24 protein-coding genes and 1 pseudogene are annotated in these 25,768 nt (G+C 63.2%); 11 read left to right on the forward strand and 14 right to left on the reverse strand.

Going from position 1 to position 25,768, the window contains the following annotated elements; translation table 11 throughout:
* Positions 1-203: 203 nt before the first annotated feature.
* Together NKI52_RS27245 and NKI52_RS27250 are read right to left on the reverse strand one after the other, a co-directional pair.
* Complete coding sequence (locus NKI52_RS27245) at positions 204-1,310, reverse strand: mandelate racemase/muconate lactonizing enzyme family protein (RefSeq protein ID WP_352590123.1); 1,107 nt, start codon at positions 1,308-1,310, stop codon at positions 204-206.
* Between the two features lie 50 nt (positions 1,311-1,360).
* The gene (locus tag NKI52_RS27250) at positions 1,361-2,086 is read right to left on the reverse strand and encodes a GntR family transcriptional regulator (RefSeq protein WP_352700327.1); all 726 of its coding nucleotides are present in this window, start codon (positions 2,084-2,086) and stop codon (positions 1,361-1,363) included.
* Positions 2,087-2,337: 251 nt separating this feature from the next.
* On the opposite strand from NKI52_RS27250, the gene NKI52_RS27255 reads away from it, so the two are divergent.
* Both NKI52_RS27255 and NKI52_RS27260 read left to right on the forward strand, forming a co-directional pair.
* A complete protein-coding gene (locus NKI52_RS27255; protein WP_352455172.1) occupies positions 2,338-2,958 on the forward strand; it encodes a TetR/AcrR family transcriptional regulator in 621 nt (206 codons plus the stop codon).
* Entirely contained in the window at positions 2,945-3,418 is a 474-nt protein-coding gene (locus NKI52_RS27260) for a cupin domain-containing protein (protein WP_352590118.1), read from the forward strand. Before NKI52_RS27255 ends, NKI52_RS27260 begins: the two co-directional genes overlap by 14 nt.
* 320 nt (positions 3,419-3,738) lie before the next feature.
* Here NKI52_RS27260 and NKI52_RS27265 read toward each other — a convergent pair whose 3' ends face one another.
* Genes NKI52_RS27265 through NKI52_RS27275 form a run of 3 tightly spaced genes read right to left on the reverse strand, consistent with a single transcriptional unit; the run spans position 3,739 to position 8,355 of the window.
* Positions 3,739-4,893: an efflux RND transporter periplasmic adaptor subunit gene (locus tag NKI52_RS27265; RefSeq protein ID WP_352700328.1), complete on the reverse strand. Its 1,155-nt coding sequence runs from the start codon at positions 4,891-4,893 to the stop codon at positions 3,739-3,741.
* A gap of 16 nt (positions 4,894-4,909) precedes the next feature.
* Positions 4,910-8,089, reverse strand: coding sequence for an efflux RND transporter permease subunit (locus NKI52_RS27270; protein WP_352700329.1), 3,180 nt, complete (start codon positions 8,087-8,089; stop codon positions 4,910-4,912).
* A complete protein-coding gene (locus NKI52_RS27275) occupies positions 8,083-8,355 on the reverse strand; it encodes a hypothetical protein (RefSeq protein WP_352700330.1) in 273 nt (90 codons plus the stop codon). The genes NKI52_RS27270 and NKI52_RS27275 overlap by 7 nt, the downstream gene beginning before the upstream one ends.
* A gap of 253 nt (positions 8,356-8,608) precedes the next feature.
* Here NKI52_RS27275 and NKI52_RS27280 point away from each other — a divergent pair, with 253 nt between their 5' ends.
* A complete protein-coding gene (locus NKI52_RS27280) occupies positions 8,609-9,190 on the forward strand; it encodes a TetR/AcrR family transcriptional regulator (protein ID WP_352569411.1) in 582 nt (193 codons plus the stop codon).
* 548 nt (positions 9,191-9,738) lie between these two features.
* Here NKI52_RS27280 and NKI52_RS27285 read toward each other — a convergent pair.
* The 6 genes and pseudogenes from NKI52_RS27285 to NKI52_RS27310 all read right to left on the reverse strand — a co-directional run bounded on the left by NKI52_RS27285 (position 9,739) and on the right by NKI52_RS27310 (position 15,926).
* On the reverse strand, positions 9,739-10,761 hold the full coding sequence (locus NKI52_RS27285) for a LacI family DNA-binding transcriptional regulator (protein ID WP_023674039.1): 1,023 nt from the start codon (positions 10,759-10,761) through the stop codon (positions 9,739-9,741).
* Positions 10,762-10,820: 59 nt separating this feature from the next.
* Positions 10,821-11,615 (reverse strand): ATP-binding cassette domain-containing protein, encoded by a 795-nt coding sequence (locus tag NKI52_RS27290; RefSeq protein ID WP_023674040.1) that lies wholly within the window; start codon positions 11,613-11,615, stop codon positions 10,821-10,823.
* A gap of 3 nt (positions 11,616-11,618) precedes the next feature.
* Positions 11,619-12,605 carry an ABC transporter permease gene (locus tag NKI52_RS27295; RefSeq protein WP_023674041.1) on the reverse strand — a complete coding sequence of 329 codons (987 nt, stop codon included), beginning with the start codon at positions 12,603-12,605 and terminating at the stop codon, positions 11,619-11,621.
* A 107-nt stretch (positions 12,606-12,712) separates the two neighbouring features.
* Positions 12,713-13,645 (reverse strand): substrate-binding domain-containing protein, encoded by a 933-nt coding sequence (locus tag NKI52_RS27300; protein WP_023674042.1) that lies wholly within the window; start codon positions 13,643-13,645, stop codon positions 12,713-12,715.
* 251 nt (positions 13,646-13,896) lie between these two features.
* Positions 13,897-14,690, reverse strand: a pseudogene (locus NKI52_RS27305) (SDR family oxidoreductase).
* A 78-nt stretch (positions 14,691-14,768) separates the two neighbouring features.
* On the reverse strand, positions 14,769-15,926 hold the full coding sequence (locus NKI52_RS27310; protein WP_352621196.1) for a fumarylacetoacetate hydrolase family protein: 1,158 nt from the start codon (positions 15,924-15,926) through the stop codon (positions 14,769-14,771).
* Positions 15,927-16,151: 225 nt separating this feature from the next.
* On the opposite strand from NKI52_RS27310, the gene NKI52_RS27315 reads away from it, so the two are divergent.
* The 7 genes from NKI52_RS27315 to NKI52_RS27345 all read left to right on the forward strand — a co-directional run bounded on the left by NKI52_RS27315 (position 16,152) and on the right by NKI52_RS27345 (position 23,688).
* On the forward strand, positions 16,152-17,435 hold the full coding sequence (locus NKI52_RS27315; RefSeq protein WP_352634349.1) for an NAD(P)/FAD-dependent oxidoreductase: 1,284 nt from the start codon (positions 16,152-16,154) through the stop codon (positions 17,433-17,435).
* An 84-nt stretch (positions 17,436-17,519) separates the two neighbouring features.
* Positions 17,520-18,407: an ABC transporter permease gene (locus NKI52_RS27320; protein WP_352569420.1), complete on the forward strand. Its 888-nt coding sequence runs from the start codon at positions 17,520-17,522 to the stop codon at positions 18,405-18,407.
* Positions 18,404-19,282 carry an ABC transporter permease gene (locus NKI52_RS27325; RefSeq protein WP_352569421.1) on the forward strand — a complete coding sequence of 293 codons (879 nt, stop codon included), beginning with the start codon at positions 18,404-18,406 and terminating at the stop codon, positions 19,280-19,282. Before NKI52_RS27320 ends, NKI52_RS27325 begins: the two co-directional genes overlap by 4 nt.
* Positions 19,267-20,337 carry an ABC transporter substrate-binding protein gene (locus NKI52_RS27330; protein WP_352569423.1) on the forward strand — a complete coding sequence of 357 codons (1,071 nt, stop codon included), beginning with the start codon at positions 19,267-19,269 and terminating at the stop codon, positions 20,335-20,337. The genes NKI52_RS27325 and NKI52_RS27330 overlap by 16 nt, the downstream gene beginning before the upstream one ends.
* A gap of 205 nt (positions 20,338-20,542) precedes the next feature.
* Positions 20,543-21,151: a cupin domain-containing protein gene (locus NKI52_RS27335; protein WP_352569425.1), complete on the forward strand. Its 609-nt coding sequence runs from the start codon at positions 20,543-20,545 to the stop codon at positions 21,149-21,151.
* Positions 21,141-22,226 (forward strand): ABC transporter ATP-binding protein, encoded by a 1,086-nt coding sequence (locus NKI52_RS27340; RefSeq protein ID WP_352569426.1) that lies wholly within the window; start codon positions 21,141-21,143, stop codon positions 22,224-22,226. The genes NKI52_RS27335 and NKI52_RS27340 overlap by 11 nt, the downstream gene beginning before the upstream one ends.
* Before the next feature lie 34 nt (positions 22,227-22,260).
* Positions 22,261-23,688 carry an aldehyde dehydrogenase family protein gene (locus NKI52_RS27345; RefSeq protein ID WP_352569428.1) on the forward strand — a complete coding sequence of 476 codons (1,428 nt, stop codon included), beginning with the start codon at positions 22,261-22,263 and terminating at the stop codon, positions 23,686-23,688.
* Between the two features lie 128 nt (positions 23,689-23,816).
* Here NKI52_RS27345 and NKI52_RS27350 read toward each other — a convergent pair whose 3' ends face one another.
* Positions 23,817-24,302 carry an SRPBCC family protein gene (locus NKI52_RS27350; RefSeq protein WP_502896663.1) on the reverse strand — a complete coding sequence of 162 codons (486 nt, stop codon included), beginning with the start codon at positions 24,300-24,302 and terminating at the stop codon, positions 23,817-23,819.
* Entirely contained in the window at positions 24,299-24,649 is a 351-nt protein-coding gene (locus NKI52_RS27355) for an ArsR/SmtB family transcription factor (RefSeq protein ID WP_352569429.1), read from the reverse strand. The genes NKI52_RS27350 and NKI52_RS27355 overlap by 4 nt, the downstream gene beginning before the upstream one ends.
* A 169-nt stretch (positions 24,650-24,818) precedes the next feature.
* On the opposite strand from NKI52_RS27355, the gene NKI52_RS27360 reads away from it, so the two are divergent.
* Complete coding sequence (locus NKI52_RS27360; RefSeq protein WP_352569430.1) at positions 24,819-25,172, forward strand: ArsC family reductase; 354 nt, start codon at positions 24,819-24,821, stop codon at positions 25,170-25,172.
* A 191-nt stretch (positions 25,173-25,363) separates the two neighbouring features.
* Here NKI52_RS27360 and NKI52_RS27365 read toward each other — a convergent pair whose 3' ends face one another.
* A complete protein-coding gene (locus NKI52_RS27365) occupies positions 25,364-25,720 on the reverse strand; it encodes a DUF488 domain-containing protein (protein ID WP_352569431.1) in 357 nt (118 codons plus the stop codon).
* Positions 25,721-25,768 lie beyond the last annotated feature (48 nt).

A 25,768-nucleotide genomic window follows, 5' to 3' on the forward strand; every position in this document is an offset into this window, starting at 1 on the left:
CCAGTTCCTGACGCGCCGCAGCGTCCAAATCAACGGTTTGAACATTTCTATTTGCAAATGAAAAATATTTCAACCGGCAATTGGGCATTGTCGCTCTGCAATCGGCCGAAGACGATTGGAGGAGCGGTCATCCACACGGCCGTGCCTCCGCAGTCAGAAGGACGCGGCATATTCAGGTTGATTGGGTGCAGCCTTGTTGTAGCTCAGCTGCCGATTTCGAAGAAGGGCGCACCAAGCAGGCCGGGAACGACATCGATGCCGAGGCCCGGCCCATCCGGAATGCCCATACGGCTTCCCGAAACCGGCGGCATGTTGGATGCGGTGCGCACCGTCACCCATTCGTGGAAGGCGATGGCGTGCAGCCGGCGCTCCTCCGGCGTCGACAGCGACAGATGCGCCATGGCCGATGTGTCGATCTCGGCGCCGCCAGTGTCTTCGACCGTGATCATGAAGCCGAGGTCGACGGCAAGGTCGCGGATCTGGCGCGTTTTGGTGACGCCGCCGAGGCGCGAGATCTTCAGCGTCAGCCCGTCGGCCGCGCCCTTGCGGTGGATGTCGAGCATATCGTCCAACGAGGCGACGGATTCGTCGAGCACCATCGGCTTGTCGAGCGAGCGGCGCACCGACAGGCATTCGTCGATCGTCGTGCAGGGCTGCTCGAACGTGTAGTCGATGGTGCGCGTCGCATCCACGAACTGGCGCGCCTCGTAAGGGGTCCAGCCGGCATTGGCGTCGCAGAAGATGACGGTGCCCTTCGGCACCGCGGCGGCAACGGCTGTGACGCGTTCGATGTCGTCATGGACGTTGCCGCCGACCTTGACCTGCAGCCGTTGAAATCCTTTCCCGACGATGTGCTTGGCAAGTGCGGCCATCGCGTCGACCGTGCCGTGGGTGACGACCTTGTAGAGTTCCGCCGTCTCGCTCTCGCGGCCGCCAAGCAACGTGACCAGCGGCACGTCGGCGGCGCGCGCCGCGAGATCCGAGCATGCCATGTCGAGCGCCGACTTGATGTAGGGATGGCCCTTGAACACCGTGTCCATCAACCTGTTGATACTGGCAAGCCCGCGTGGGTCATGGCCAATGAGATGCGGCGCGATCTCGACGACGCCGGCGCGAGTACCCGCAGCGAAGGCAGGCGAATAGAAATTGCCAAGCGGCGCCATCTCGCCCCAGCCGGTGAGCCCGCTATCGGCGGTGACGGCGACGATCACCGCGTCGAACGCATCGGCGACACGCCCCTTGGACATGCGGTAGGGCCCGTCCACGAAGGGCTGCACGACATGGTAGGCCTTGATGGTTTTGATCTGCACGTTTTCTGTCCGTTGTCTGTGTTCCGGGATGTCCGTCAAATTTGTCGGGCTCAGCCGCCTTTAGGTCGGCCGGCACGATCGGCGCCGGCGCCCTTTGAGCCGCGCTGTTCCAGCCCGCGCGCATAGGCGAGCAGTTCTTCGAAATCCAGGTCGATATGGTCCTTGGCGTGGCGCTGTGCGGCGCGCATGTCGCTGCCCTTGAGCAGCCGTACATAGGTCTCGTGAGCATCTACGGGAGGCACCGGCTCGTTGCGCGCCCGCTGGTGCAGCGCGAAATACATCTGCAGCCGGCTGGTCAGCCGCTGCCAGGTTTCCAGCAGCACCGAATTGTCGGCCCATTCGTGGATCAGGCCATGCAGTTGCAGCGCTGTTTCGATCTGCCGCGTCGTGTCCAGGTCGCGCGTCGCCTGCTTCACCGCCGCATGGCGCCGGTCAAGCTCGTCGAAGAAGCGCTGGTCGCGAAGCGGCCAGGTCCGCTCGATGGCGAACTCGTCGAGCACCTTGTTGAGCGAATAGGCGTCGTCGATGTCCTTGGCGGTGACGTTGATGACGAAGGTTCCGGCGTAGGGGATGCTGGTCAGGATGCCTTCCTGCACCAGCTCGCGCATTGCCTCGCGCAGCGGCGCGCGGCTCACCCGCATCTGCTCGGAAATCCTGAGTTCGTTGAGCTTCTGTCCCGGTTCCAGCCGGCCGGTCAGGATCGCCCGCCGGAGCAGCCCCACGATCTCGGCCCTGCGTGTCGTATCCGCGATCGGACTGAAATCCAGCTTTGCCATTCGGCTGCTCCAGGGAACCGAAAGCAAGACAAGCAGATTGTCGACAATCTTACAAGAGCTGGATTCTCGATCCTGGAGACATTGGCGCCCTTCCGGCCTCGGCCAGCCTGACCATGCAAGCCGACCAGGTCCCGGCCGCTGAGCGTCAGCTGGCTTCTCGCAGCGGGAAACAACCTGGTGCGTAGCCTTCGCAATGTCCATTGACGACTGGGAAGGTTTGTGTCACTAGCAGTGACATGAATTCACAAACGATGACTCAGAAATACGAGAGCCCGCTGCGGGCAGAGCAGGCGCAGGCCACGCGCGAGCGCATCCTCGCGTCCATTCGAACGATTCTGGAGCAAAATCCGTACAGCCTCCTTGGCTTCGATGAGGTTGCCGAGGTTTCGGGCGTAAACCGACGGACCATCTTCCGCCATTTCCCGACGAAGGAAGCGCTTTTGGAAGCCTTTTGGGCCAGCACCAATGCCTCTCTGGGAGTGCGGTTCTGGCCTGAGCGGGAGCAGGATCTGATCGATCTTCCTCCCGACCTTTTCGCCTCGTTGGACGCAATCGAAGGCGTAGTCAGAGCCTCGCATGCGAGCGCTACCGGGCGCGAGATGCGCCTGCAAGCCAATGGTGAGCGGCAACGTGCCTTTCAGAGCAGCCTTTCGCAAGTCGCAAACGGAATGGACCCGAAGGCGGCGCGCCAGCTTGAGGCCGTGATCCAGCTCCTGTTCAGCGCCACTGCCTGGCAGACGATGAAAGACTACTGGGGTCTTACCGGCCGTGAGGCCGGAGAGGCAGCCGCCTGGGCAATTCGCGCCTTGCTCAATGCGGCAAAATCGCAGCAAGGCGCTGTTCGAAAGGAAAAAGCAAGTGACTTGGCATAAGACCAAAGCGACGGTCCATCCGGCCGATTCGGTTCAAGGCTTCTGGGTAATGGGCGATCAGGTCGCTGTCCGGGCAAAGCTCGCTGGGACGGCACTCAACGTGATCGACGTCACGGTACCTCCTGGAAGCGGCACGCCGCCCCACACGCATCCTTCCGCGGAAATTTTCCGCATTCTCGAGGGCACCCTCACGATATGGACAATGATCGATGGGGTCGCGCAAGAATATGAGGTGGAACCCGGTGATGTCGTCACCATTCCGGGCAACGCGCCCCATGGCTATCGCAATGCTGGTCCCGTGCCGGTTATTTTCATGGCGATCGTCGACGACGAGATGATCGCATTCTTCGAAGAGGCTGCATCCAAGGACGCGCCCTCCGGCCCGCCGACCGCTGGCATGATTAACCGCGTGATCGAGCTTACCGGACGCCACGGGATCCGGATCCTGCAGGCGGCCTGACCGGCGAAACCGTTGCGCCAGGATTTGACCTGGAAGACGGTGCCTTATGCCGCCTAAATCCAGCAGTCCATCCATCCAGGTCGAAGCGGGCGTTCGCGCGAGTGATACGTGTAGCCGCGACAAGCCGTCGGCTGGATGGATGTCTCGTTTGCTGATCCACAAACTGCCTTCACAGTTGGAGAGCGCCTCTATGCTGCCATCGTCGCCAGAGCCGCCGTTCGCACTACGGCTTGAATCGGCCGTGTCGAAAACATCAGCAAAAACGGCGCCCTTGGCGTGGGAGCCGAGGGCGCCGCGGGACCGGAACCTGATGGGGGTTATCAGGTGGCCGGTTTCTCGGGCAGCGGCGAGATCGGCATTCCCGGGCCGATCTTCTGCAGATTGCCGGTAATCACCCGGTCGCCTTCGGCCACACCGCTCAAGATGGCGACCTGATCGCCATTGGTCGGTCCGAGCGAAACGATACGCTGGTCGACCGTGTTGTCCTTGCCGACGACATAGAGGTATTTGCCGAGCTGGCCTGAGCCGAGTGCCGTCTGCGGTACCATCAGCGCATCGGGCTGCTCTTTGACGTGCAGCCGGACGCGGACATATTGGCCGGGCAGCAGCGTGAACTTGCCGTTGCCGACCGTCGCCCGTGCCGTGATCGTGCCGGTCGATCGATCGATCGTGTTGTCCATGAAGGTAAGATCGCCCTTCTGGCGCGGTTCCGTTTCACCGGGAAGCAGGACGTCGACACTGATCGGTCCCGCGGCCCGGGCTTCCTCGATCTGTGTCAGGTCCGTTTCGCTCGGATTGAAGGTGACGTAGATCGGATCGAGTTGCACCAACGTGTTGAGCACCGTGCCGGCGACGCTGACCAGCGTTCCGACGGAAGCCTGGCTGCGACCGATACGTCCCGCAAACGGGGCACGGATTTCGGTGTAGCTCAAATTGAGCTCGGCGGTCCGTACGGCGGCTTGATTCACGGCGAGCGAGGCCTGTGCCCCGCGCAAGGTGCTGGTGCGCTGGTCGAACACGTCCTTGGCGAGATAGCCGCTCTTGGCGAGCTCGCTGCCGCGCCCGAGATTGGAGCGCGCATAGTCGAGCGTTGCCGTGTCGCGCTGGACCTGCGCCTTCGCCTGCTCGAGGGCAGCCTGGAAATCCTCCGGCGCGATCTTGTAGAGAAGGTCGCCCTTCGCAACGTCGCTGCCGTCGGTGGCGACCTGCTCCTGCAGATAGCCCGGCACGCGCGCCTGCAGCGTGATGCTGCGGATCGGCTCAACCCGGGCGGCGTAGTCGAGATAGATCGGGATCGTCTTCTTGACGACGCTCACCACCGGCACCGGCATGACAAAGGCTTCCGGCTTGGGTGTCGCCGCCCCGGCTGTGCCCGCGTTGAGGCTGAGGCTGCCCATGTCGAGCAGGTGAACGCTCGCCACCGAAATCGCCCCAAGGGCGACGGCCGTTCCCAGCGCGATTTTCCATTTACGCATGATCAATTCTCCAGTCCTATTCGGCCGCTTCGGCCAATGGCTCGAAGGCGGGTTCGGCAGTTGGTTGTTCGGTCGCTTCGGAAACCGGTTCGCTCTCGCCGCGGCGCTCGCGCAGCTGTTCGATCACCGCATAGAAGACCGGCACGAACACCAGCGACAGGATCGTCGCCGCGACCATGCCGCCAAAGACGGTGGTGCCGATCGACTGCCGGCTTGCGGCACCCGCACCTGTAGCGAACATCAGCGGCAGCACGCCGAGGATGAAGGCGAAGGCGGTCATCAGGATCGGTCGCAGCCGAAGCCGCGCCGCTTCCATCGCGGCGTCGACGATGCTGAGGCCTTCTTCGCGCCGGCGCCGGGCAAACTCGACGATCAGAATCGCGTTCTTGGCCGCCAGTCCGATCAGCATGACGAAGCCGATCTGCGAATAGACGTCGATCTGCATGCCACGCAGCCACAGCACGACGAACGCACCGAACAGTGCGAGCGGCACCGCCAGCAGCACCATGAACGGCATCGCCCAGCTCTCATATTGCGCGGCGAGGATCAGGAAGACGAAGACGATCGCGAGACCAAAGACGACGGATGCGATCGATCCCGCCTTGAGCTCCTGATAGGTGATGCCGGTCCATTCGTAGCCGAAGTCTCTCGGCAACGCCGTGGCAGCGGCACGTTCCATTGCCGCCACCGCCTGGCCGGACGAAAAGCCGGGCGCGGCGCCGCCATTGATCAGGGCCGACGCATTGTTGTTGTAATGTGGCACGGTCTCGGGGCCGACGACGGGCACAAGCTTGCCCAGCGTGCTCAGCGGCACCATCCCACCCGACGCATTGCGGACATAGAGCCGCGATATGTCGGCCGGACCGGCGCGAGAGTCCTTGTCGGCCTGTATCGTCACCCGGAAGGTGCGGCCGAACAGGTTGAAATCGTTCACATAGAGCGAGCCGAGATAGATCTGTAGCGTGTTGAACACGTCCGGCAGGTTGAGCCCGAGCAGCTTCGCCTTGGCGCGATCGAGATCGTAGTTGAACTGCGGCGTCGAGGTCGAGAACGACGAGAACAATTGCTGCGGGTTGAGCTCGGGCTGCTTGCGCGCCTCGGCAATCACCGCTTGCGTCGCATCGTTGAGCGCCACGCTGCCGCGCCCGGTCAGGTCCTCGACCTGGAACTCGAAGCCACCGGTGGTGCCGATGCCCGGGATCGACGGCGGGTCGAAGCTCAGCGCAAAAGCCTCCGGAATTTGCAGCAGCTTGTTGCGCACGTCGGCGACGAGCTTAGACGCGCTCTGATCGGGGCCGCGTTCGTCCCATGGCTTCAGGATAGCGAATTCGACCGCCGAATTCGACTGCGCGGCACTGGTCAGGAAGTTCAAGCCGCTGATCGAGCCGACGATGTCGACGCCGGGCGTGTTCTGCAGGATGTCGCGTGCCTTTTGCGCCACCGCGTCGGTGCGTTCCAGCGAGGCCCCGTCGGGGAGCTGGATGACGACGAAGAAATAGCCCTGGTCCTCGACCGGAAGGAAGGTCGAGGGCAGGCGCTGCCAGACGAAATAGGTCGCGACAAGTCCGGCCGCGAACACGCCGAGCATGATCCAGCGCAGGCGGATGAGAATACGGACCCCATTCGCATAGGCATGCGCCAGCCGTTCGAAGCCCATGTTGAACCAGCGGAACAGCACGAACTGTGTTTCCGGCCGGTGGCGCAGGAAGGCCGCGCTGAGCGACGGGGTAAGCGTCAGCGAGACGAAGGCCGAGATGCCGAAGGAGATCGCCACCGTCAGGGCGAACTGGTTGTAGAGCCGGCCGGACACGCCGGGAATGAAGGCAACCGGCACGAACACAGCCATCAGCACGGCGGTCGTGGCGATGATCGGGCCAGTGACCTCGGCCATCGCCGTTCGCGTGGCAGCCAGCGGTTTGAGGCCGGCCTCAAGTTGGCGTTCGACATTCTCGACGACGACGATGGCGTCGTCGACGACGAGGCCGATCGCCAGCACCATGCCGAGCAGGCTGAGCATGTTCAGTGAGAAGCCAAGCATGTGCATGACGGCCAGCGTCGCCACCAGCGACACCGGAATTGCGATCGTCGGGATGATCGTGGTGCGCCAGCTTTGCAGGAAGATGAACACCACGGCGACGACCAGGACCAGCGCTTCGCCGAGCGTGATCAGCACGTCGTGCATTGAGGCCGAAACGAAACGTGTCGTATCGTAATGCATGGCGTAGCTGACGCCCTTCGGGAAACGGGCCGACAGCTCCTGCATCTTGTCCTTGACGCGCTGCTGCAGATCGAGCGCGTTGGACCCCGGCATCTGGTAGACCGCGAGCACCACCGTCGGGTCCTTGCCGAAGAAGGCCGACGACGAATATTGCAGCGCACCGAGCTCGATGCGCGCAACGTCGCGCAGCCTGACCAGTGAGCCGTTGGCGGTATTGGCCCGCACGACGATGTCGCCGAACTCCTTGGGATCGCTCAGCCTGCCGACGGCGTTGACCTGCATCTCGAAGGCGGTGCCGGCCGGAGCCGGCGACTGCCCGATCTTGCCGGCCGCCACCTGGACGTTCTGCTCGGCGACGGCGTTCTGCACGTCGACGGCAGTAATGCCGAGATTGGCGAGCTTGTCGGGGTCGAGCCAGATGCGCATCGAATAGCGCCGCTCGCCGAAGATCTGCACGTCGCCGACGCCGGGCAGGCGCTTCAGCGGATCGACCACCTGCAGATAGGCGAGATTGCTCAGCGCGACCGGGTTGACGGAACCGTCCGGCGAGGTGAGGTCGACGATCAGGACGAAGTTCGGGTTCTGCTTCTTGATCGTCACGCCGCCCTGATTGACGATGGCCGGCAACGAGGAAGCCGCCTGCGAAACGCGGTTCTGGACGTCGACGGCCGCCGTGCTCAGATCGTAGCCGACGTCGAAGGTGATGGTGATCGTCGAGGAGCCGTCATTGGAGCTCGACGACGACATATAGGTCATCCCCTGGACGCCGTTGATCTGCTGTTCGAGCGGCGTCGTCACCGTGTCGGCGACGACCTGCGCGCTGGCGCCCGGGTAATGGGCGCTGACCACGACCTGGGGCGGCGTGATGTCGGGAAACTGCGAGACGGGCAGGAGGAAATAACAGATCCCTCCGGCGAGCACCATGATGATGGCGATCGCCGACGCAAAGATCGGACGATGAATGAAGAAGTTTACCATGATATGCACGCCTCGCCCGATGCTCTGGCCCGGCCAAACGCCCTGGCCACCCTGGACAGCCGCCGGCTGCGCGTTGAGCCGGAATCTTCGAGAAAGCCGAAATCTTCAAGGCGGCGCGGCGCATTGCGGCGCTCGGCCTGTTCGTCCGCCAGCGCACGCAGCATCGCCTCGAAAGACCGCAGGTCGACGCGGTCGGCCTTCATCAGCATGCGGATCATCGGATCCCTCACGACTTCATCGATCGTCAGATCATTGCGCTGCGACATCGAAGCGGCTCCTGGTTTTTGGCGATCCGCGGCAAGCCGCGGATCGGGTGTTTTCTTGCTCGCCGGCCGAGGCCGTGAGGTGCGGTTCGTCCCCTTGCCGATCGGGGCAGGGCTGATGGCCGGCACTTGCGAGTTTGACATGATGCAATGCGGGTGTTACAGGTAAGTAACATCTCTAACGTTACAGACCGGTAACACCCTAGTCAAGAGGTGCACCGAGGGAATTTCGGGAAACGCAATCACGGAGGTTTTGATGACAGACGTTGTTGTGGAGCGTGTTCGCCCCCGGGACAGGATCCTGGAGACGGCACGGGACATGTTTCACAAGCATGGCATTCGCGGCGTCGGCATCGACGCCATTACCGAGGCCGCCGGCACCAACAAGATGACGCTCTACCGGCATTTCGAGTCCAAGGATGACCTGATCATCGAATGTCTGCGGGCGACCGCCTGCAGCGCCAACGCGATGTGGGAAAAGTTCGAGGCCGAGAATCCGGGCGACAAGCTGGCGCAGCTGCATGCCTGGGTCAGGATGGCGGCCGATTGCCTGATGTCGGACCGTCGCGGTTGCGACATGGCCAACGCCGCCATCGAGCTGAGCGAGGCGGATCATCCGGCAAGGCAAGTGATCAAGGAACTCAAGGAAGCGCAGCGCGAGCGGCTGGTCTCGCTGTGTCGCGATGCCGGCATCGGACAGGCCGAGCTTCTTGCGGACACGCTGTCGCTGTTGCTCGAGGGCGCCCGCGTCAGCCTGCAAAGCGTCGGCGCCGAGGGCCCGAGCGCGCAGTTCGTCCGCATGGCGGAAGGCCTGATCACGTCTTTCAGGGCCAGATAGTCTCGCAAGCGGCGAAACGATACGTGGCGTTTCGATTGCGGGCCGCGCCGCCGGGTGATGTCTCGTCCCATCGCGATGTGCCATCTCGCGTCTCCTGTGCCGATCCTCCGCACCATGGCCGGCGCGGCGTTGTTTGCTGGTCGTGAGGCAGGATAGGGCCGCCGGCGAACCGGTGAGAGTGACAAGTGTGACAGGATTCCGCCCGACAAGCCGCGGCGGTCGCAGCGAAGCACATCGATCCGCGGATCAGCAATCGTGTCCGGTGCCAGTCACGATCCCAGCATCGCCCGCTATCCCGGAGCCGGAACAAAAAAAGCCCGCTGCCGGGAGGAGGTGGCAGCGGGCTCGATTTCGAATACGGCACGGGAGGAGGTGTACCGCACTCAGCGTCGGCATCGCATCTGGGAGGAGTAGATGGCCGACACCTGCGAAACTATCGATTGCCCAATGATTCGGCAACCACAAAAGTTGCATAGGTGATGTGCAGATTTGCGGTATCAACCGAATTTTAACGATCGAGGCCCGAGCGACCATCGCCTCGCGCGACATCACTGCACCGGGACATTTTCCTTGAAGATCAGGCGCGGCTCGATGAATTTCCGCGTCAGATAGGGCGCCGACGAGGCGATCGAGCCGAGCAGGCGAATGACCGACTGTTCGGCGATCAGCCGCGCATTCTGGTCGATGACGACGTCGAGCAGATCGTCGACGAGATAGCCGCGCGTCTCGCGCGTCAGATCATGGCAGATGAACACCGGCTTCGTCTGCGGCCTGACTTCGAGCAATGCTTTTGCCACGCCCGAGCGCCCGGCGCCGATACAATAGATGCCGAGCAGCTCCGGCTCGTTGTGCAGCGCCTTCATGGTCGCGGTATAACTGACCTCCGGCTCATCGTTGATCTCCACGGCGCTGGTGACGGTTAGGTTGGGGAACTCCTCGCCGAGCACGGAGCGAAAGCCCATCTCGCGTTCCTCATGGCCGCGGTAGGAGCGTGAACCGACGACCATCGCCAGGTGGCCCTGGCGGCCGCCGAGGAACCGTCCCATCAGCAGCGCCGCCGTACGGCCGGCCACCCGGTTGTCGATGCCGACATAGGCCGAGCGGGGCGCGCCCGGAACATCGGACACAAGTGTGACCAGGCGGATGCCGGCCTCGACGATCTCGCGCAAGATGTTGCGCGTTCTCGGATGATCGATGGCGATGACGCCGACGCCGTTCGCCTTGAGCGAGAGGTTTTCGACGGCCGCCTGCAAGGCGCTCGGCGAGATGCCGGCGAGCTTGTGGATGCGGCAGGAGGCGACCAGCGGCAGGCGCGCCGCATAATCCTCGATGTGTCTGGCCAGATCGGCCATGAAGGCATTGCTGCCGATCGGCAGGAAGAATTCGAGATGCGCCGGCCGCGACGGCAACGCGACCTGGTCGACGACCGGCAGATAGCCGAGCTGCTTGGCCGCCTCCATTACGCGCTGCCGGTTGGCGGCACTCGCCCCCGCCCGATTGTTGAGCACGCGGTCGACCGTCGCGGTCGACAGGCCGCAGCTTCTCGCAATATCCGAAACGGTGGCTTTCATGTCGCAACCATATGGCGATGCGATCCAGTGCCTCGACGATCAGGCCGACCCCCGGCTGCTCAGCCGGGCCGTTGCGTGCCCTCGACCAGCGCGTCATGGATCTCCTTGTCCGACATGCCGGTGATGACGCGTTCGACTTCGGCGACGCTGGTCTTCTTCGGGTCGATATCGTCGGCGACCACCTTACCGCGGCGCATGACGACGATGCGGTCGACCACCTGGAAGACATGATGGATGTTGTGGGCGATGAAGATGCAGGAATGGCCGGAATCGCGGGCACTGCGCACGAAGCTCAGCACGCCTTGCGTTTCGGCGACGCCGAGATTGTTGGTCGGCTCGTCGAGGATGATGAGGTCGCTGTCGAAATGCATGGCGCGTGCAATCGCCACCGCCTGCCGCTCGCCGCCGGAGAGCGAGCCGATCGGCGTCGTCGGCGGGATGTTCTTCGAGATGCCGACCTGCTTGAGCAGGTCGCGGGCAACCACGTTCATTGCCTCCTGGTCCATCCGATTGAGGAAGCGCGGCGGCTTGATCGGCTCGCGCCCGAGAAACAGGTTGCGGGCGATCGACAGCTGCGTCACCAGCGCCGAGTCCTGGTAGATCGTCTCGATGCCATGCGCGATGGCGTCGCTGGTACTGCGCAAATTCACCTTCTTGCCGCGGATGAAGATGTCGCCGCTGGTCAGCGGGACCGCGCCCGACAGCACTTTGATCAGCGTCGACTTGCCGGCGCCGTTGTCGCCGAGCAGGCCGACGATCTCCCTTTCGTTGACATGGAAATTGGCATCAACCAGCGCCTGCACGCGGCCATAGGACTTGCGGATATTTTCCATGCGGACAAGCGGTTCGGCCATGGTTCAAGTCCCTGCCTGATGCCGGCGTTCCAGCCATGAATGGAGCGCCATCATGCCGAGGATGATGGCGCCGATGAAAATATTATAGGCAAGGCCCGGCACACCGATCAGCACGATGCCGTTGCGCATCACGCGCAGGATCAGGATACCGAGCACCGTGCCGATGATTGTGCCGCGCCCGCCGGTCAGCGCCGTGCCGCCGATCACCACCATGGCGATGACTTCGAGCTCGTAGCCGGTGCCGCTGTTGGGGTTGGCCGCCGAGGTGCGCAACGAGGAGATGACGCCGGCAAGCGAGGCCAGGATCGACGACAGGATGAACAGGCCGATCTTGACGCCGCTGACATTGACGCCGCGCGCCCTTGCAGCACTCGGGTTGCCGCCGGCTGCCTGGATCCAGTTGCCTGTCCGGCTCTGCGTCAGCACGTAACCGAGCGCGATTGCGGCGGCGATGAACCAGAACAGCGACATGTAGATACGGAACGGCCCGATGAAGAAATCGCCGACCAAGGCTTCCGCCAGCCAGCTGCCCTCGGCGCTCCAGGTCCGCTGCGGAAACCCGTTGGTGACGAACAAAGCGGTGCCGCGCACCACCAGCAGCATGCCCAGTGTCACCAGGAAAGACGGGATCTTCAGCTGCGTCACGAACCAGCCATTGACCAGTCCAATGAACGCAGCGACCACCAGCGCAATGACGAAGGCGGCTTCGAGCGAGGCGACGCCGCTGTTAAACAACGTCCACATCAGGACCGGTGAGAAGCCGAACACCGAGCCGACCGAGAGGTCGAATTCGCCTGATGTCATCAACAGCGTCATCGCCAGCGCGATCAGCCCGAGCTCGACCGTGAAGGCCAGCGTGTTCGAGATGTTTTGCGGCGACAGGAAGTCGTGGTTGATGCCCCAGAACACGGCGATCTCGACGACGAGCAGCACAAACGGCCCGAACTCGGGCCGCGCGATCGATCGTTGGATAAGAGAACGATTTTCCACCTTGGACCCGCGATAGGATTGGATTTGGCCGCGACCGCAACCGGCTTCGGCGGAATGATGAGACAGTCACGGCCGCCGAAGCGGCCGTGACCAACTCGATCGCGGATTTATTTGCCGGACAGGATCTTGTCGTAGACTGCCGCGGTGTCCTTCTCGTAGAGCGCGCCGGTGATCACGTCGAAGCCGGGCGGAATACCGCTCGCCGCCATGTTGGCGAGCGAGAGCGCGACGTAGCTGGTCGCCTGCGGATCCTGCCACTGCGCGGCATTGACGTAGCCGTTCAGCACTTCCTGGGTGGTGTCGAGCGAGTTGCCCCAGCCGACGACCGGGATTTCGCCCGGCTTGACGCCGACCTGGTCGAACACCCGCTTGACCGAACCGGTGACAAGGTCGCCGAGGCCGATGACCGCCTTGACCTTGGCCCTGTTGGCGGTGAGGTAATCGACCATGCGGTTGATCACTTCGGCCTGGTCGAGCGTCGCTTCGGTGATTTCATAGGTGATGCCGAGCGGCTCGAACACGCTCTTGATGCCTTCCTCTTCCTGGACGCCATAGGTGGCGCCGGGAATCTCGACCGGCATCCAGACGAAGTCGCCCTTCTTCACAAGGCCCTTGTCGACCAGATACTGCGCCCAATGTTTGCCGAAGGTGACGTTGTCGCCGCCGACATAGGCGTTGAAGTCCGCCTTCGGGTCGGGCGTGTTGAAGTTGATGATCGGGATGTTCGCCGCCCGCGCTTCCTTGGCGATCTCGACAAGGCTGCCCGGATCAGGGCTGGTCGTGGTGATGCCGTCGGCCTTGGCGGCGATTGCGGCGCGGACAGCCTCCTGCTGCGACGCCACGTCGCCATTGTGGAACGACGTGTTGACGGTGTTGCCGGTGTCCGCCGCCCATTGCTTGGCGCCGGCAAGGAAGTATGTCCAGACCGGATCGGCCGGGCCGCCATGCGAAATCCAGTAGAACGTCTTGGCCTGTGCCGCGGCCGGAATGGCCAGCGCCACCATCAAGCCAAGTACAAGCAGTCTTAGCCTCGTCAGCATTTGATTTCCTCCCATTTGAACCGAACTCCTCCTCCGACGACGATCACCGCGAAAAGCCGTGCGCGGCCAAAACGGTGGTCGCATTTTGCCAGCGTCGACCTGGCCGCATTAGAGCATTCCCTTTTTCGATCGATGGCAAGCCTCGATTGCCAATGGACGTTGGCGCAAGGCACCGCGCCATCAGCAATCCCATCAGATTGCATCAGTTTGGCTGATATTTTCCAGGCGGCCGACGATCGGCCTTGCGACCGTCATGCAATGCTGCGCGGCGGCGCGCCGAGCACGGATTGCTCTAGGTCGATAAGCGTCCCGGTCATCAGCCCGGAGGCGTCGCTGAGCAGGAACAGCGTTAGCTGGGCGACTTCGTCCATGGTCAGCAATCGACCAAGCGGCAGGCCGGCGGCAGCGATCTTTGCCCAGTTTTCGCCCTTGCCCAGCGTGCTCGCCTGCATCTCTTGTTCGGCCGGCGTCGCTACCCAGCCCATGTTGATGCCGTTGACGCGGATGCGATCGGAAAGATGCGCGTTGGCAATGTTTCTGGTCAGCGTCGAAAGCGCGCCCTTGGTTGCGGAATAGATGGCAAGGTCCGGCGCACCGCAATGCGCATTCACCGACAGTATGTTGACGATGGCGCCCGCCGCCCGCCGTGTCTTCATGTCGGCTACGGCCGCCTGCATGAGGAAGAACGGCGCGCGCGCATTGACGGAAAACAACCTGTCCCAGTCGTCGATTGTGCCAGTTTCCAGCGAGGCCCGGTCGGTGAGGGCCGCGGCGTTCACCAGACAATCGATGCGGCCGAGTCTTTTGATCGCTTCCGCCATGACAGCTGCAGGCGCGGCCGGATCTCCAAGGTCGGCCTGGATGAAGACGACGGGCCGGCTTGGTCGTGAAGCTCTTCGGCGATGCGTCTGCCACGCTCGGCATTGCGGCCGACAATGGCGATCCCTTCGCCGCCGTCGGCTGAGGCCAGCCGGGCGATGGTCTCGCCAAGCCCTTGCGTTCCGCCGGTAACGACAAGGTTTTTGCCCTCAAGAGCGACGATCAATGGACTCTCCCGAATGCCGACGAGCAGGTAATTTCCAATCAGAGAATTCTAGAATCTATCGGATGTTAGGCTGCGGGACTAGATGAGGTCGGCCCTTGCGAGGTCACGCATCAGGTGGCTGGCGCCGTAGGTCCAGTGTGGGCAGTCGGGCGACAGCCGCACGCGGTTGACCAAGGCGCCGAATTTCTCCGACGAGATGGTGACGATGTCGCCGACCTTGTGGGTAAAGCCCTTGCCTGTTTCGCCCCGATCCTTCGACGGCACGAACATGGTGCCGAGATAAAGCGCCAGCCCGTCGGGGTATTGATGATGTGGCCCCATGGCGGCGGCGACCAACTCTTCCGGCGAGCGGCTGATCTCGGCCATCGAACTGGCGCCCTCCAGCGAGAACCCATCCTCGCCTTCGACTTTCAACCGTACGATCGCCTGCTTCACGTCGCCAATGGAAAATGTCTCATCGAACAGCCGGATAAAGGGGCCAAGTGCTGCCGAAGCGTTGTTGTCCTTGGCTTTGCCGAGCAGCAGCGCCGAGCGCCCCTCGACGTCGCGCAGATTGACGTCGTTGCCGATCGTCGCCCCGACAATCCTGCCGCTGCCGGCGGCAATCATGGCGATCTCCGGCTCCGGATTGTTCCATGTCGAAACCGGATGCAGGCCGACATCGGCGCCGAAGCCGACCGAGGCCATCGGCTGGCACTTGGTGAAGATCTCGGCATCGGGGCCGATGCCGACTTCCAGATATTGCGACCAGGCGCCGCGCGCAATCAGCTTGGCCTTGATCTCCATCGCTTCCGGCGAGCCGGGCTTGAGCTTCGACAGATCGTGGCCGATCAGCCCGGCGATGTCGGCGCGAATGGCGTCGGCCTTTTCCGCCGAACCGCGCGCCTGCTCCTCGATCACCCGTTCGAGCAGGCTGACGACAAAGGTGACGCCAGATGCCTTGATCGCCTGCAGGTCGACGGGGGACAGCAGATACGGTTTCCCCGGATCGCGCGCTGTCTCGAAACTGTTAGCGGCAATGGCATCGAGCGGGCCGATCGGCCGCCCCTTGGCCGAGCGGACGTGCCCCGCCGGATCCGGCAATTCGCAAACGTCGCGCACGGTCGGCGCCACATTTGACGTGATGTCGAAGACCGTGCCGTCACGCACCGTGACCACCAGCGGATGGGAAGCATCGCTCGCCCGGGCGCGGCCCACGAAGAGGCCTTCGGCGGGCAAATGTGTGGCGTTCGTCATGGCTTACATTTCCTGTTGTCTTGTCCTTCGGCCGCGGCACTTTCAACAAATTCCCGCCAAAGGTCTATCCCGCTTGCAGGGCGAGCTTTGTCAATTCTTTCAAGCGGTCTTCGCATCGCTGGACCTTGATCGAGCCTGACGTGCGCCAACGGCGACGGAAAACGCTCTTTCAAAATAATGAAACCGTCGCTAGGGTTTTCACCTACTGAAATCTCCAGGTGACGCTTGCCCGTACGGTTTTCCGATCCAATCTGGCAGAAGCCGCGGACAGCCACCGCGTTCCAGTCGCTTTTTCCCGCCGGCCAATGCGTCGATGTCGTTATCGTCGGCGGCGGTATCATGGGGCTGTCGACAGCCTTGCACGCTGCCCGGTTCGGCCTTGCTGTCCAGGTGCTGGAGGCCGGCGAAATTGGCAATGGCGCATCCGGCCTGAACGGCGGTCAGGTCATTCCCGGCCTGAAATACGATCCGGATTGGCTGCTGGAGCATTTTGGTCTCGAACGCGGCGAAGCGCTCGTCAACTTTGCCGCCTCGACCGCTGACACCGTCTTCGAATTGATCCGCGACGAAAGACTGGCGGTGCCGTTCGTCCGCAATGGCTGGATCCAGGCCGCGCATACCGAGACCGCGCTGAAAGCGGCGGCGAACCGGGATCGGCAGTGGCGCGCCCGCGGCGCCGATGTCCGGCTGCTGAGCGGGACGGAGATCGCGACGATGACCGGCGCGCAAGGCTATCTCGGCGGCTGGCTCGATCGCCGCGCCGGTGTCATCGATCCGCTCGCCTACACGTCGGAACTGGCGCGCGTCGCTGCAGCGGCGGGCGTAAAGATCGCCGAGCGCCAGAACGTGATGCAGATCAGCAAGAATGCTGGCTTTTGGCACGTTTCTACGGAAAGCGGCGCCGAACTCCAGGCCAAGGCGGTCGTTCTGGCGACCAACGCCTATACCGGCGACCTGCTCCCCGGCCTCGCCGAGACGATCGTGCCGCTGCATTCCTTTCAGATCGCGACAGCGCCGCTATCGTCCAATCTCGCGGCGGCGATCCTGCCGGAAGGGCAGGCGGTGTCGGATTCGCGCCGCATCCTCGTCTATTATCGCAAGAGTGCCGACGGCCGGCTGGTGCTCGGCGGGCGCGGCCGCATGGCTTTGCCGAACGGCCCGGCCGACTGGGCGCATCTGGAACGCGCGCTGCTGCGGCTTTATCCGGCGCTGTCAGACATTGCCATTGAAAAGCGCTGGTTCGGCCGGGTGGCAATGACGCCGGACCATCTCCCGCATATCCACGAGCCAGAGAAGGGCCTGCTGGCGGTCGTCGGTTGCCAGGGCCGCGGCATCGGCCTGATGACCGCGCTTGGCGAGCGCATCGCCTCCTATTTGTCGAGCGGCGACACCAGGCAATTGCCGTTCCCGGTCTCGCCGATCCGGCCGATCCCGTTTCATGCGTTTCGGCAGGTCGGCGTTGCCGCGACGATCGCCTGGTACCGGATGCTGGACGCCTTCGAACGCTGACGTTCATGCCCAAGCGTGAAACAGCTTGACAGCTTCACGAATATGAAAAAAGTTTAGTCGATTTCAAATTATGATGGGTAGTCGATGTCGACCATCGCCGCAACGCAGCCGCTGCCGGAAACCCGGTCTTCGCCGGGTTTTCGCTTCGCCATGCTGCTGCCCGGCGGGTTGGTCACCTTCTTGCTGATCCTTTTCGCCCTCGGCCTGGTGTTCTTTCTCGCCTTTCGCGGCAATGACGGCTCGCTGCTGGGGGCTGGTTTCACCCTTGCGAATTTCGTCACTGTGGCCACCGATCCGCTGTACTGGACGGTGACGCTGCGCTCGCTGGGCATCGCCGGGCTGGTGACGCTGGCAACCGTCGTCACCGCCTATCCCGTTGCCTACTATCTGGCTTTCCATGCCGGGCGGCGGCGTGGGCTGCTGCTGTTCCTGCTGACCCTGCCGTTCTGGACCAGCTATCTGCTGCGCGTCTTCGCCTGGAAGATCGTGCTTGCCTATAATGGCGTGCTGAACTCGGCGCTGATCGAAAGCGGCATCTGGTCGGAGCCGACATTGGCGTTCTTGAATACGCCGGCAGCGGTCGTCGTCACGCTTGCCCACGCCTATGCGCCGTTCGCCATCCTGCCCATCTATGTGGCGCTGGACACCATCCCGAAATCGCTGCTCGAGGCCGCTTCCGATCTCGGCGCAAAACCATTCACCAGTTTCCGCCGCATCGTGCTGCCCAATTCGATGCCGGGCGTGCTGGCGGCCGCTCTCGTCGTCTTCGTGCCGACCGTCGGCGATTATGTGACGCCGGCGCTGGTCGGCGGCCCTGCCAGTACAATGATCGGCACACTGATCCAGGCCGAGTTCGGCAAGGCCAATGACTGGCCGTTCGGCGCCGCACTCGCCGTCGCCGTCATGCTGGTCATTCTCGCCGTGGTGCTGGTGGTGCGCTTCGCCGACCGGCGATACGGCAGCCGCACATGAACACGGCGCGCCTGGACGCAAAGCAAGGCGGCGGCTGGCTCGGAGCCTACGTCCTTGCCTATCTGGTGTTTCTGTATCTGCCGATATTGCTGATCCCGCTGTTTTCATTCAACAATTCGATCCAGGCGGCATTTCCGCTGCAAGGCTTCACGCTGGAATGGTACGGCACGCTGGTCGGCAATTCGGCGCTGTCCGGTGCGCTTGCCACCAGCCTCGTCATCGGCGCCATTGCCGCCACCGGCGCAACACTCTGCGGCATCACCGTGTCCTATATGGACCTCTACGGCCGCTCGCCGCTGGCCGCCACGATCAGTGCCATTGCGCGGCTGCCCATCCTGATCCCCGGCGTCATCGTCGGCATCTCGCTGTTGATCCTGGTCAATCTCGCCGGTTTCGGGCCGTCACGCATTGCCATTGTGCTCGGCCATGTATTGGTGGCGCTGCCGACGACGGTGGTGGTCATGCGCAGCCGCTTCGCCGCCATCCCGAAGACCATCCGCGAGGCAGCGCTCGACCTCGGCGCCTCGGACTGGACGACCTTCAGACGGGTGATGCTGCCGCTCAGCCTGCCCGCCATTATTTCGGCGTTCATGCTGGCCTTCCTGACCTCGTTCGACGAGTTCATCGTCGCCTTCTTCCTTGCCGGCACCGAGCCGACGCTGCCGCTTTATATCTGGAGCCAGCTGCGCTTCCCGAAATCGCTGCCGACCGTCATGGCGCTCGGCACGGCGATCCTGGCCGTGTCGTTCGTCATCGCCGCACTCGCCGAAATCCTGCGCCATCGCGGGCTTGCCGCCGCTCAGCGGCCAGCGCCCGCCAGCCTGTCAAAACCAGAAGAAACCGAAAGAGGAGAACTGCAATGGCATTCGACTTGAAATCGATAACGACAAAGACAGCGAAAACCGGACTGGCCGCCTTCGCGCTGGCGCTTGCATCGACTGTCGCCTTTGCCGGCGACAAGCTGCAATATTTCACCTGGTCGGGTTACGAGCTGCCCGACTTCAACAAGAGCTTCCTCGCCGCGCACCCTGATGGCGTCGAAGCCTCGATGTTTGGCGACGACGATGACGCCTTCACCAAGGTCAAGGCCGGCTTCCGCCCCGATGTCGCGCACCCTTGCTATGACAAGGTGGCGCGCTGGAACAAGGAAGGCCTGCTGCAGCCGATCGACACCAAGCGCATCAAGAACTGGGATTCGATCTTCCCGGTCTTCAAGAACCTGCCCGACCTGCAGGCCGGCGACGGCAAGGTCTGGATGGTGCCGTGGGACTGGGGCAATACCTCGATCCTCTACCGCACCGATCTGGTGAAGAACCCGGAAGCCAGCTGGAATCTGCTCTGGGACAAGCAATATGCCGGGCGCATGGCGACCATCGATGCCGTCCACGACACACCGGTGGTGGCGGCCCTTCTGGCCGGCGTCAATCCATTCGACATGACACCGGAACAGATGGACAAGGTGGCGGAGAAACTGCGCGAGCAGCGCCCGCTGCTCTCGAACTACACCACCGACATGACCTCGGTCGAACAGGCACTGGCGAGCGGCCAGCTGGTCGCGGCCATGACCTGGAACGCCTCGGCCACCTCGCTGAAGAAGCAGGGCGTGCCTGTCGAGTTCATGAAGCCGAAAGAAGGCATGCTGACCTGGGCTTGCGGCTTCGTCATGCTCAAGGACGCCAAGAACGTCGACCTAGCCTATGACTTCATCAACAGCCGGCTGGAGACGGATTCCGGAAAGTATCTGATCCAGGCCTACGGCTATGGCAGCTCGACCAGCTCGGCTTTCGCCGCCGTGCCAAAGGAGGAGTTGGAGAAACTGCAGCTGCCGTCCGATCCCGAGGTGATGCTGAAGACCACGATCTTCACCGGGCCGATGAAACAGAATGACGAACTCGCCAAGATGTTCGAGAAGGTCAAGGCAGGCGGCTGAGTTCGCTCTTCCTTCTCCCCTTGTGGGAGAAGGTGGATTGGCGCGCAGCGCCAAGACGGTTGAGGGGTGTTGGAAGGAATGAGGCGTTGGTGTTTTCTGGAACACCCCTCATCCGACCGAGCTTCGCTCGGCCACCTTCTCCCACAAGGGGGAGAAGGAAAGACCGCGCGGCGCCGGCCAAAAATACTGTAACAAGGACGAACGAATGGACATGCTGGACGAAGCGGCTGAGAAGCCGAAGGACGACGCCGACGTCAGGGTCGGCCGGCGCGTGCGGGCGCTCAGGCTGGAGCGCAATCTCTCGCTGGCCGAACTTGCCGCCAAAGCCGGTGTCTCGATAGGTGCGCTAAGCCAGATCGAGCGCGGCATGTCGTCATTGCGGGTCCGCGTGATCTGGCCGCTTGCCGCCGCCCTCGATGTAGAGCCGTCGGCGCTGATCGCCGACGGCAATGATGTCGGCAACGATCTTTATTGTGTGCGCGCCAACAGCCGGCGTCAGATCCCGGTCAAGTCGGAAGGCATCGCCAAGGCGCTGCTGTCGCCGCCGGCCGCCACGCTGACCGGCATGCTGGTGACCGTGGAAGCCGGTGGCGGCACCGCCGAAGCCTACGCTCATGCCGGCCATGAATTCGGCTTCGTCCTGTCCGGCGAGGTCGAGCTGGTGGTCGATTCGACCAGGTACGGGCTGAAGGCCGGCGACAGCTTCGCCTTCAAGAGCACGTTGCTGCATGCCTTCCGCAATCCGGGCAGCGAGCGCTGCCAGATCCTGTGGGTCAACACGACCAAACCGTCCGAGGTTCGCGATGGCGCCTGATCCGCTCGTCCGGCTGGACAAGGTCTCCAAGATTTTCCCCGGCGGCATCATCGGGCTCGACGCCGTCGATCTTGACATTGCCCGCGGCGAGTTCCTGACCTTGCTCGGACCGTCCGGCTGCGGCAAGACCACCAGCCTGCGTGTCATCGCCGGCTTCGAGAGCCCGTCGAACGGCAGGGTCCTGCTCGAAGGCCGCGACATCACGGCGCTCAGGCCCTTCGGCCGTCCCGTCAATACCGTGTTCCAGGACTACGCGCTGTTCCCACACATGAACGTTGCCGAAAATGTCTGCTTCGGCCTGTCGCTGCGCAAGCTCTCCGGTGCCGAACAGGCAAAGCGCGTCGGCGCAGCGCTCGACATGGTCGGCCTTGCTGAAAAGCTCGGCGCCCGCGTGTCGGAATTGTCGGGTGGCCAGCGCCAGCGCGTCGCGCTTGCCCGCGCGATCGTCTGCGAGCCGCGTGTGCTGCTGCTCGACGAGCCGCTGTCGGCGCTCGACGCGCATCTGCGCGAGCAGATGCAGGTCGAACTGAAGCGACTGCAGTCGCGGCTTGGCACCACTTTCGTCATGGTCACGCACGACCAGACCGAGGCGCTGTCGATCTCAGACCGCATTGTCGTCATGAACAAGGGCCGCATAGAGCAGATTGCGCCGCCGGCGACCCTTTACGATCGACCCGCCACCAAATTCGTCGCCAGCTTCATCGGCACCATGAACCTTCTGCAGTCGCGCTTTGTCGGCCGTGACGGCGAGCGCTTGCGGTTCATCGCCGGCGCTCTGCCGCTGGAAGCGATTTCGGATAAAGGCGAGCTGCCTGGCGAGGGCACGGTGCGCACCATTGGCGTGCGTCCGGAGGACCTTTTGGCCACGACCGAGGCGGCGGCCGGTACTGCACCGGTGCGGGTGAACAGCATCGTCTTTCACGGCCGCACCTTGCGCCTTCATGCAGAGTTGGGGCAGGGGACACAGGTGGTGATCGACGCGCCGCGCCGGACAGAGGGTTTTCAATTCAGCGTCGGCGACGTGGCGCATATCAGCCTGCGCCGTGGTGCCAACTGCCCTATGCTGCCTAGCTAGTCTCACTCATTTCCAGAAAACCGGAGCACGGCCCATGAGCAATCATCTCAATTTTTTCATCGGCGGCAAATGGGTCGGCCCCGTGGTTCCGGCAACGCTGGATGTGATCGATCCGTCCACTGAAGAGGCCTACACCAAAATCTCGGTCGGCTCGAAAGCCGATGTCGACAAGGCCGTGGCTGCAGCCAAGGCGGCATTCCCGGCCTTTTCGCAAACGACCAAGGCCGAGCGCCTGAAGCTGCTGAAGCGTATCCTCGAAGTCTACAATGAGCGCTACGAGGACATCGCCCAGGCGGTCAGCCAGGAAATGGGTGCGCCGATCAGGTGGGCGCGCGAGGCGCAGGCCTGGGCGGGCAGGGCGCACATGGAAGCCACTATCAAGGCGCTGGAGGATTACGAGTTCAGCGAGAAGCGCGGCACCACCATGGTGGTCAAGGAGCCGATCGGCGTCTGCGCGCTGATTACACCGTGGAACTGGCCGCTCAACCAGATAGTCTGCAAGGTGGCGCCGGCCATCGCCGCCGGCTGCACCGTCGTTTTAAAGCCTTCCGAAATCGCGCCGATCAGCGGCATCATCTTTTCCGAGGTGATGGACGCCGCCGGCACGCCGAAGGGCGTCTACAATATGGTGAATGGCACCGGTCCGGATGTCGGCCAGGTCATGGCTGGCCATCCCGACGTCGACATGGTCTCGTTCACCGGGTCGACCCGGGCCGGCATCATCGTCGCCAAGACGGCGGCCGAGACCGTCAAGCGCGTGGCGCAGGAGCTGGGCGGCAAATCGGCCAACATCGTGTTGCCCGACGCTGACTTCGAGACGGCGGTGCGCAAGGGTGTCAACGCCTGCTTCGGCAATAGCGGCCAGTCCTGCGATGCGCCGACCCGCATGCTGGTGCCGGCCGCCCGTCACGACGAGGCGCTGACGATCGCCAGGAAGGCCGCCGAACGGCACAAGGTCGGCGACCCGCGCTCGGAGGAGACCAAGCTCGGGCCGGTGGTCAGCAACATCCAGTTCGACAAGATCCAGCGGTTGATCGAGGCCGGTATCGCCGAGGGTGCGACGCTGGTCACCGGCGGCCCCGGCCGGCCGGAGCACCTCAACCGTGGCTACTATGTGCGACCGACCGTTTTCGGCCACGTCAGGCCTGGCATGACCATCGAGAAGGAGGAGATTTTCGGGCCGGTCCTGTCGGTCATCTCCTACGATGACGATGATGATGCGGTGAAGATCGCCAACGACACCGTCTATGGCCTGGCTGCCTATGTGCAGTCCGGGGATATCGACCACGCCCGCAAGATTGCCAGCCGGCTGCGCGCCGGGCAGGTGTCGATCAACTATCCGGAATGGGATACGTTCGCGCCCTTCGGCGGCTACAAGCAGTCCGGCAACGGCCGCGAATACGCCGACTGGGCGATCCACGACTTCCTCGAGATCAAGGGCATCATCGGCTACGGCGCCTGAGCCTTCGACATCTGGCATTGCGCCAACCATCGAAATTTGTTCCGAGCGTTGGTGCCTTCGGCACCGGCGTTCGGCTGAACGGCCACAACGATTGCGTGGCCGCAATGTGAGTGCGAAGCAGGGTCGCCTCAGATCGTCTTGAGATAGCCGGCCAACTGATCCGCCACCGTGCCCCAGCCGTCGTAGAAGCCCATCTCCTCGTGGCTGTTGCGCGTGGCTTCGTCGCGGTGGATGGCGGTGGCGGTGTAGCGCGTCGTCTCGCCATGCGATTGCAGCGCTATGACGGCTGTGATGAATGGGTCGCCTGACGGCCGGTAGCCGGGCAGCAGCGCATCGGTCCACACCAGCCGCTCGTCCTGGACGATCTCGAGGTAGCAGCAACGCCTATCGTTGACCTCCTTGCCGTCGGGCGACTGCATGCGGGTGCGGAACAGGCCGCCGGGCCGCAGGTCGATCTCGCAATCGGTGATGATCCACGGCTTCGGCGTGAACCATTGGCTGACATGCTCGGGTCTCGTCAGGGCCATCCACAGCAGTTCTCGCGGCGCCTCGATCGTCCGTTGGAGCACGAGGTCGAGCTTCGGATCGGGTTGGAACAACGGGACCATATTCATCTGTCTGTCTCCTTGAGTTTCAGCACGTAGTCGTCGAACTGGTCGAGACGGCGCTCCCACAGCGCACGCTGCTCGGCCAACCAGTTTTCCGCGAGCTTCAACGGCTCCGGCGCGAGCCGGTAGGTCCTGACGCGGCCGGCCTTTTCCGAATGCACCAGCCCGCAGCCTTCCAGAACCCTGAGGTGCTCGATGAAGGATGGCAGGGCCATCTCGAACGGCCGGGCAAGCTCGCTGACCGAGGCGGGGCTTCGGTTCAGTCGCTCGACCACGCGTCGCCGGGTCGGATCGGCGAGCGCCCGGAAAATGCCGTCAATGGGCGGGGGGCTTTCGGTCTGCAGGCCCGTCATGTCGTTTCCTTGCCTCGGCTATTTCGTGAGAAAATTAGCTCGGGAAATAGTTAGGAAGATTCCTTACTATTGGCAAGCGCGAAAATCGCAGACGGCCGGCGAGGCCGCTGGAAAAGTGAGAGGCGCGGTTTTAGGGTGCCGTCAGATTCGACTGGTCCGAGGACGCGTTTTGACGATCACCATGTACGGCATCACCAATTGCGATACGGTCAAGAAGGCGCGTTCCTGGCTGGCGAGCCACGATGTTGCCTATCGCTTTCACGACTACAGGGCAGACGGCCTTGACGCGGATCGGCTGAACGGCTGGTCAGGCAAGGTCGGCTGGGAAATTCTGCTCAACAAGGCGAGCACAACGTTCCGTGAACTGTCGGACGAGGACAGACTGGGCCTGGACGAGAAGAAGGCCAAGGCGCTGATGCTGGCCAAACCGACGATGATCAAGCGTCCGGTGCTGGAACTTGGCGACAGGGTTCTCGTCGGGTTCAAGCCCGATGTTTATCAGCAGGCGGTGAGTGGGAAGTAGAACCGACCCGCCGCGATCCGTCGCGCCCCCCTCTGTCCTGCCGGACATCTCCCCCTCTGGTGGGGAGATTGGATGTCACTTCGGCTTTTGCTAGTCTCCAAAGAAGGGCGCTTTCGGCGAAGCTGCCAATCTCCCCCCTTGAGGGGGAGATGGCCGGCAGGCCAGAGGGGGGCGCTGTCCCGCCGGCGTGGCTAATTGATCCCACGTAAATAGCTCGCCAGTGCCACCGCATTGTTGTGCGCCTCGTCATGGGCGCCGTAGAGCAGCGTCACCTTGCCTTCACGGAGCAAGGCACGTAGTTCCGCCACCGCCTCGCCGTTCCGGTCGAGCTCATCGCGGTATCGCCGCTGGAACTCCGCCCAGCGCGCCGGCTCATGGCCGAACCATTTGCGCAACCCATTGCTTGGCGCGATGTCCTTTAGCCAGAGCGTCAGCGCCGCGTCCTCTTTGCGGACGCCGCGAGGCCATATGCGGTCGACGAGCACCCGCTGCCCGTCATCGGGCGCCGGCGGCTCATAGATGCGCTTGACCGCGAGCTCCATTGCCAACTCCGCATGGGCCAGCAGGCGCCGCTGCTTGCTGGCCTTCGTTTAGAG

It is taken from the genome of Mesorhizobium sp. M0590, assembly GCF_040320905.1.
GTDB lineage: Bacteria > Pseudomonadota > Alphaproteobacteria > Rhizobiales > Rhizobiaceae > Mesorhizobium.

Excerpts from the sequence above, each read along its gene's own strand:
- NKI52_RS27250 (WP_352700327.1), bottom strand. The coding sequence starts at position 2,086 with ATGGCAAAGCTGGATTTCAGTCCGATCGCGGATACGACACGCAGGGCC.
- NKI52_RS27255 (WP_352455172.1), top strand. The coding sequence starts at position 2,338 with ATGACTCAGAAATACGAGAGCCCGCTGCGGGCAGAGCAGGCGCAGGCC.
- NKI52_RS27265 (WP_352700328.1), bottom strand. The coding sequence starts at position 4,893 with ATGCGTAAATGGAAAATCGCGCTGGGAACGGCCGTCGCCCTTGGGGCG.
- NKI52_RS27270 (WP_352700329.1), bottom strand. The coding sequence starts at position 8,089 with ATGGTAAACTTCTTCATTCATCGTCCGATCTTTGCGTCGGCGATCGCC.
- NKI52_RS27275 (WP_352700330.1), bottom strand. The coding sequence starts at position 8,355 with ATGTCGCAGCGCAATGATCTGACGATCGATGAAGTCGTGAGGGATCCG.
- NKI52_RS27280 (WP_352569411.1), top strand. The coding sequence starts at position 8,609 with ATGACAGACGTTGTTGTGGAGCGTGTTCGCCCCCGGGACAGGATCCTG.
- NKI52_RS27285 (WP_023674039.1), bottom strand. The coding sequence starts at position 10,761 with ATGAAAGCCACCGTTTCGGATATTGCGAGAAGCTGCGGCCTGTCGACC.
- NKI52_RS27290 (WP_023674040.1), bottom strand. The coding sequence starts at position 11,615 with ATGGCCGAACCGCTTGTCCGCATGGAAAATATCCGCAAGTCCTATGGC.
- NKI52_RS27300 (WP_023674042.1), bottom strand. The coding sequence starts at position 13,645 with ATGCTGACGAGGCTAAGACTGCTTGTACTTGGCTTGATGGTGGCGCTG.
- NKI52_RS27310 (WP_352621196.1), bottom strand. The coding sequence starts at position 15,926 with ATGACGAACGCCACACATTTGCCCGCCGAAGGCCTCTTCGTGGGCCGC.
- NKI52_RS27320 (WP_352569420.1), top strand. The coding sequence starts at position 17,520 with ATGTCGACCATCGCCGCAACGCAGCCGCTGCCGGAAACCCGGTCTTCG.
- NKI52_RS27325 (WP_352569421.1), top strand. The coding sequence starts at position 18,404 with ATGAACACGGCGCGCCTGGACGCAAAGCAAGGCGGCGGCTGGCTCGGA.
- NKI52_RS27330 (WP_352569423.1), top strand. The coding sequence starts at position 19,267 with ATGGCATTCGACTTGAAATCGATAACGACAAAGACAGCGAAAACCGGA.
- NKI52_RS27335 (WP_352569425.1), top strand. The coding sequence starts at position 20,543 with ATGGACATGCTGGACGAAGCGGCTGAGAAGCCGAAGGACGACGCCGAC.
- NKI52_RS27340 (WP_352569426.1), top strand. The coding sequence starts at position 21,141 with ATGGCGCCTGATCCGCTCGTCCGGCTGGACAAGGTCTCCAAGATTTTC.
- NKI52_RS27345 (WP_352569428.1), top strand. The coding sequence starts at position 22,261 with ATGAGCAATCATCTCAATTTTTTCATCGGCGGCAAATGGGTCGGCCCC.
- NKI52_RS27350 (WP_502896663.1), bottom strand. The coding sequence starts at position 24,302 with ATGAATATGGTCCCGTTGTTCCAACCCGATCCGAAGCTCGACCTCGTG.
- NKI52_RS27355 (WP_352569429.1), bottom strand. The coding sequence starts at position 24,649 with ATGACGGGCCTGCAGACCGAAAGCCCCCCGCCCATTGACGGCATTTTC.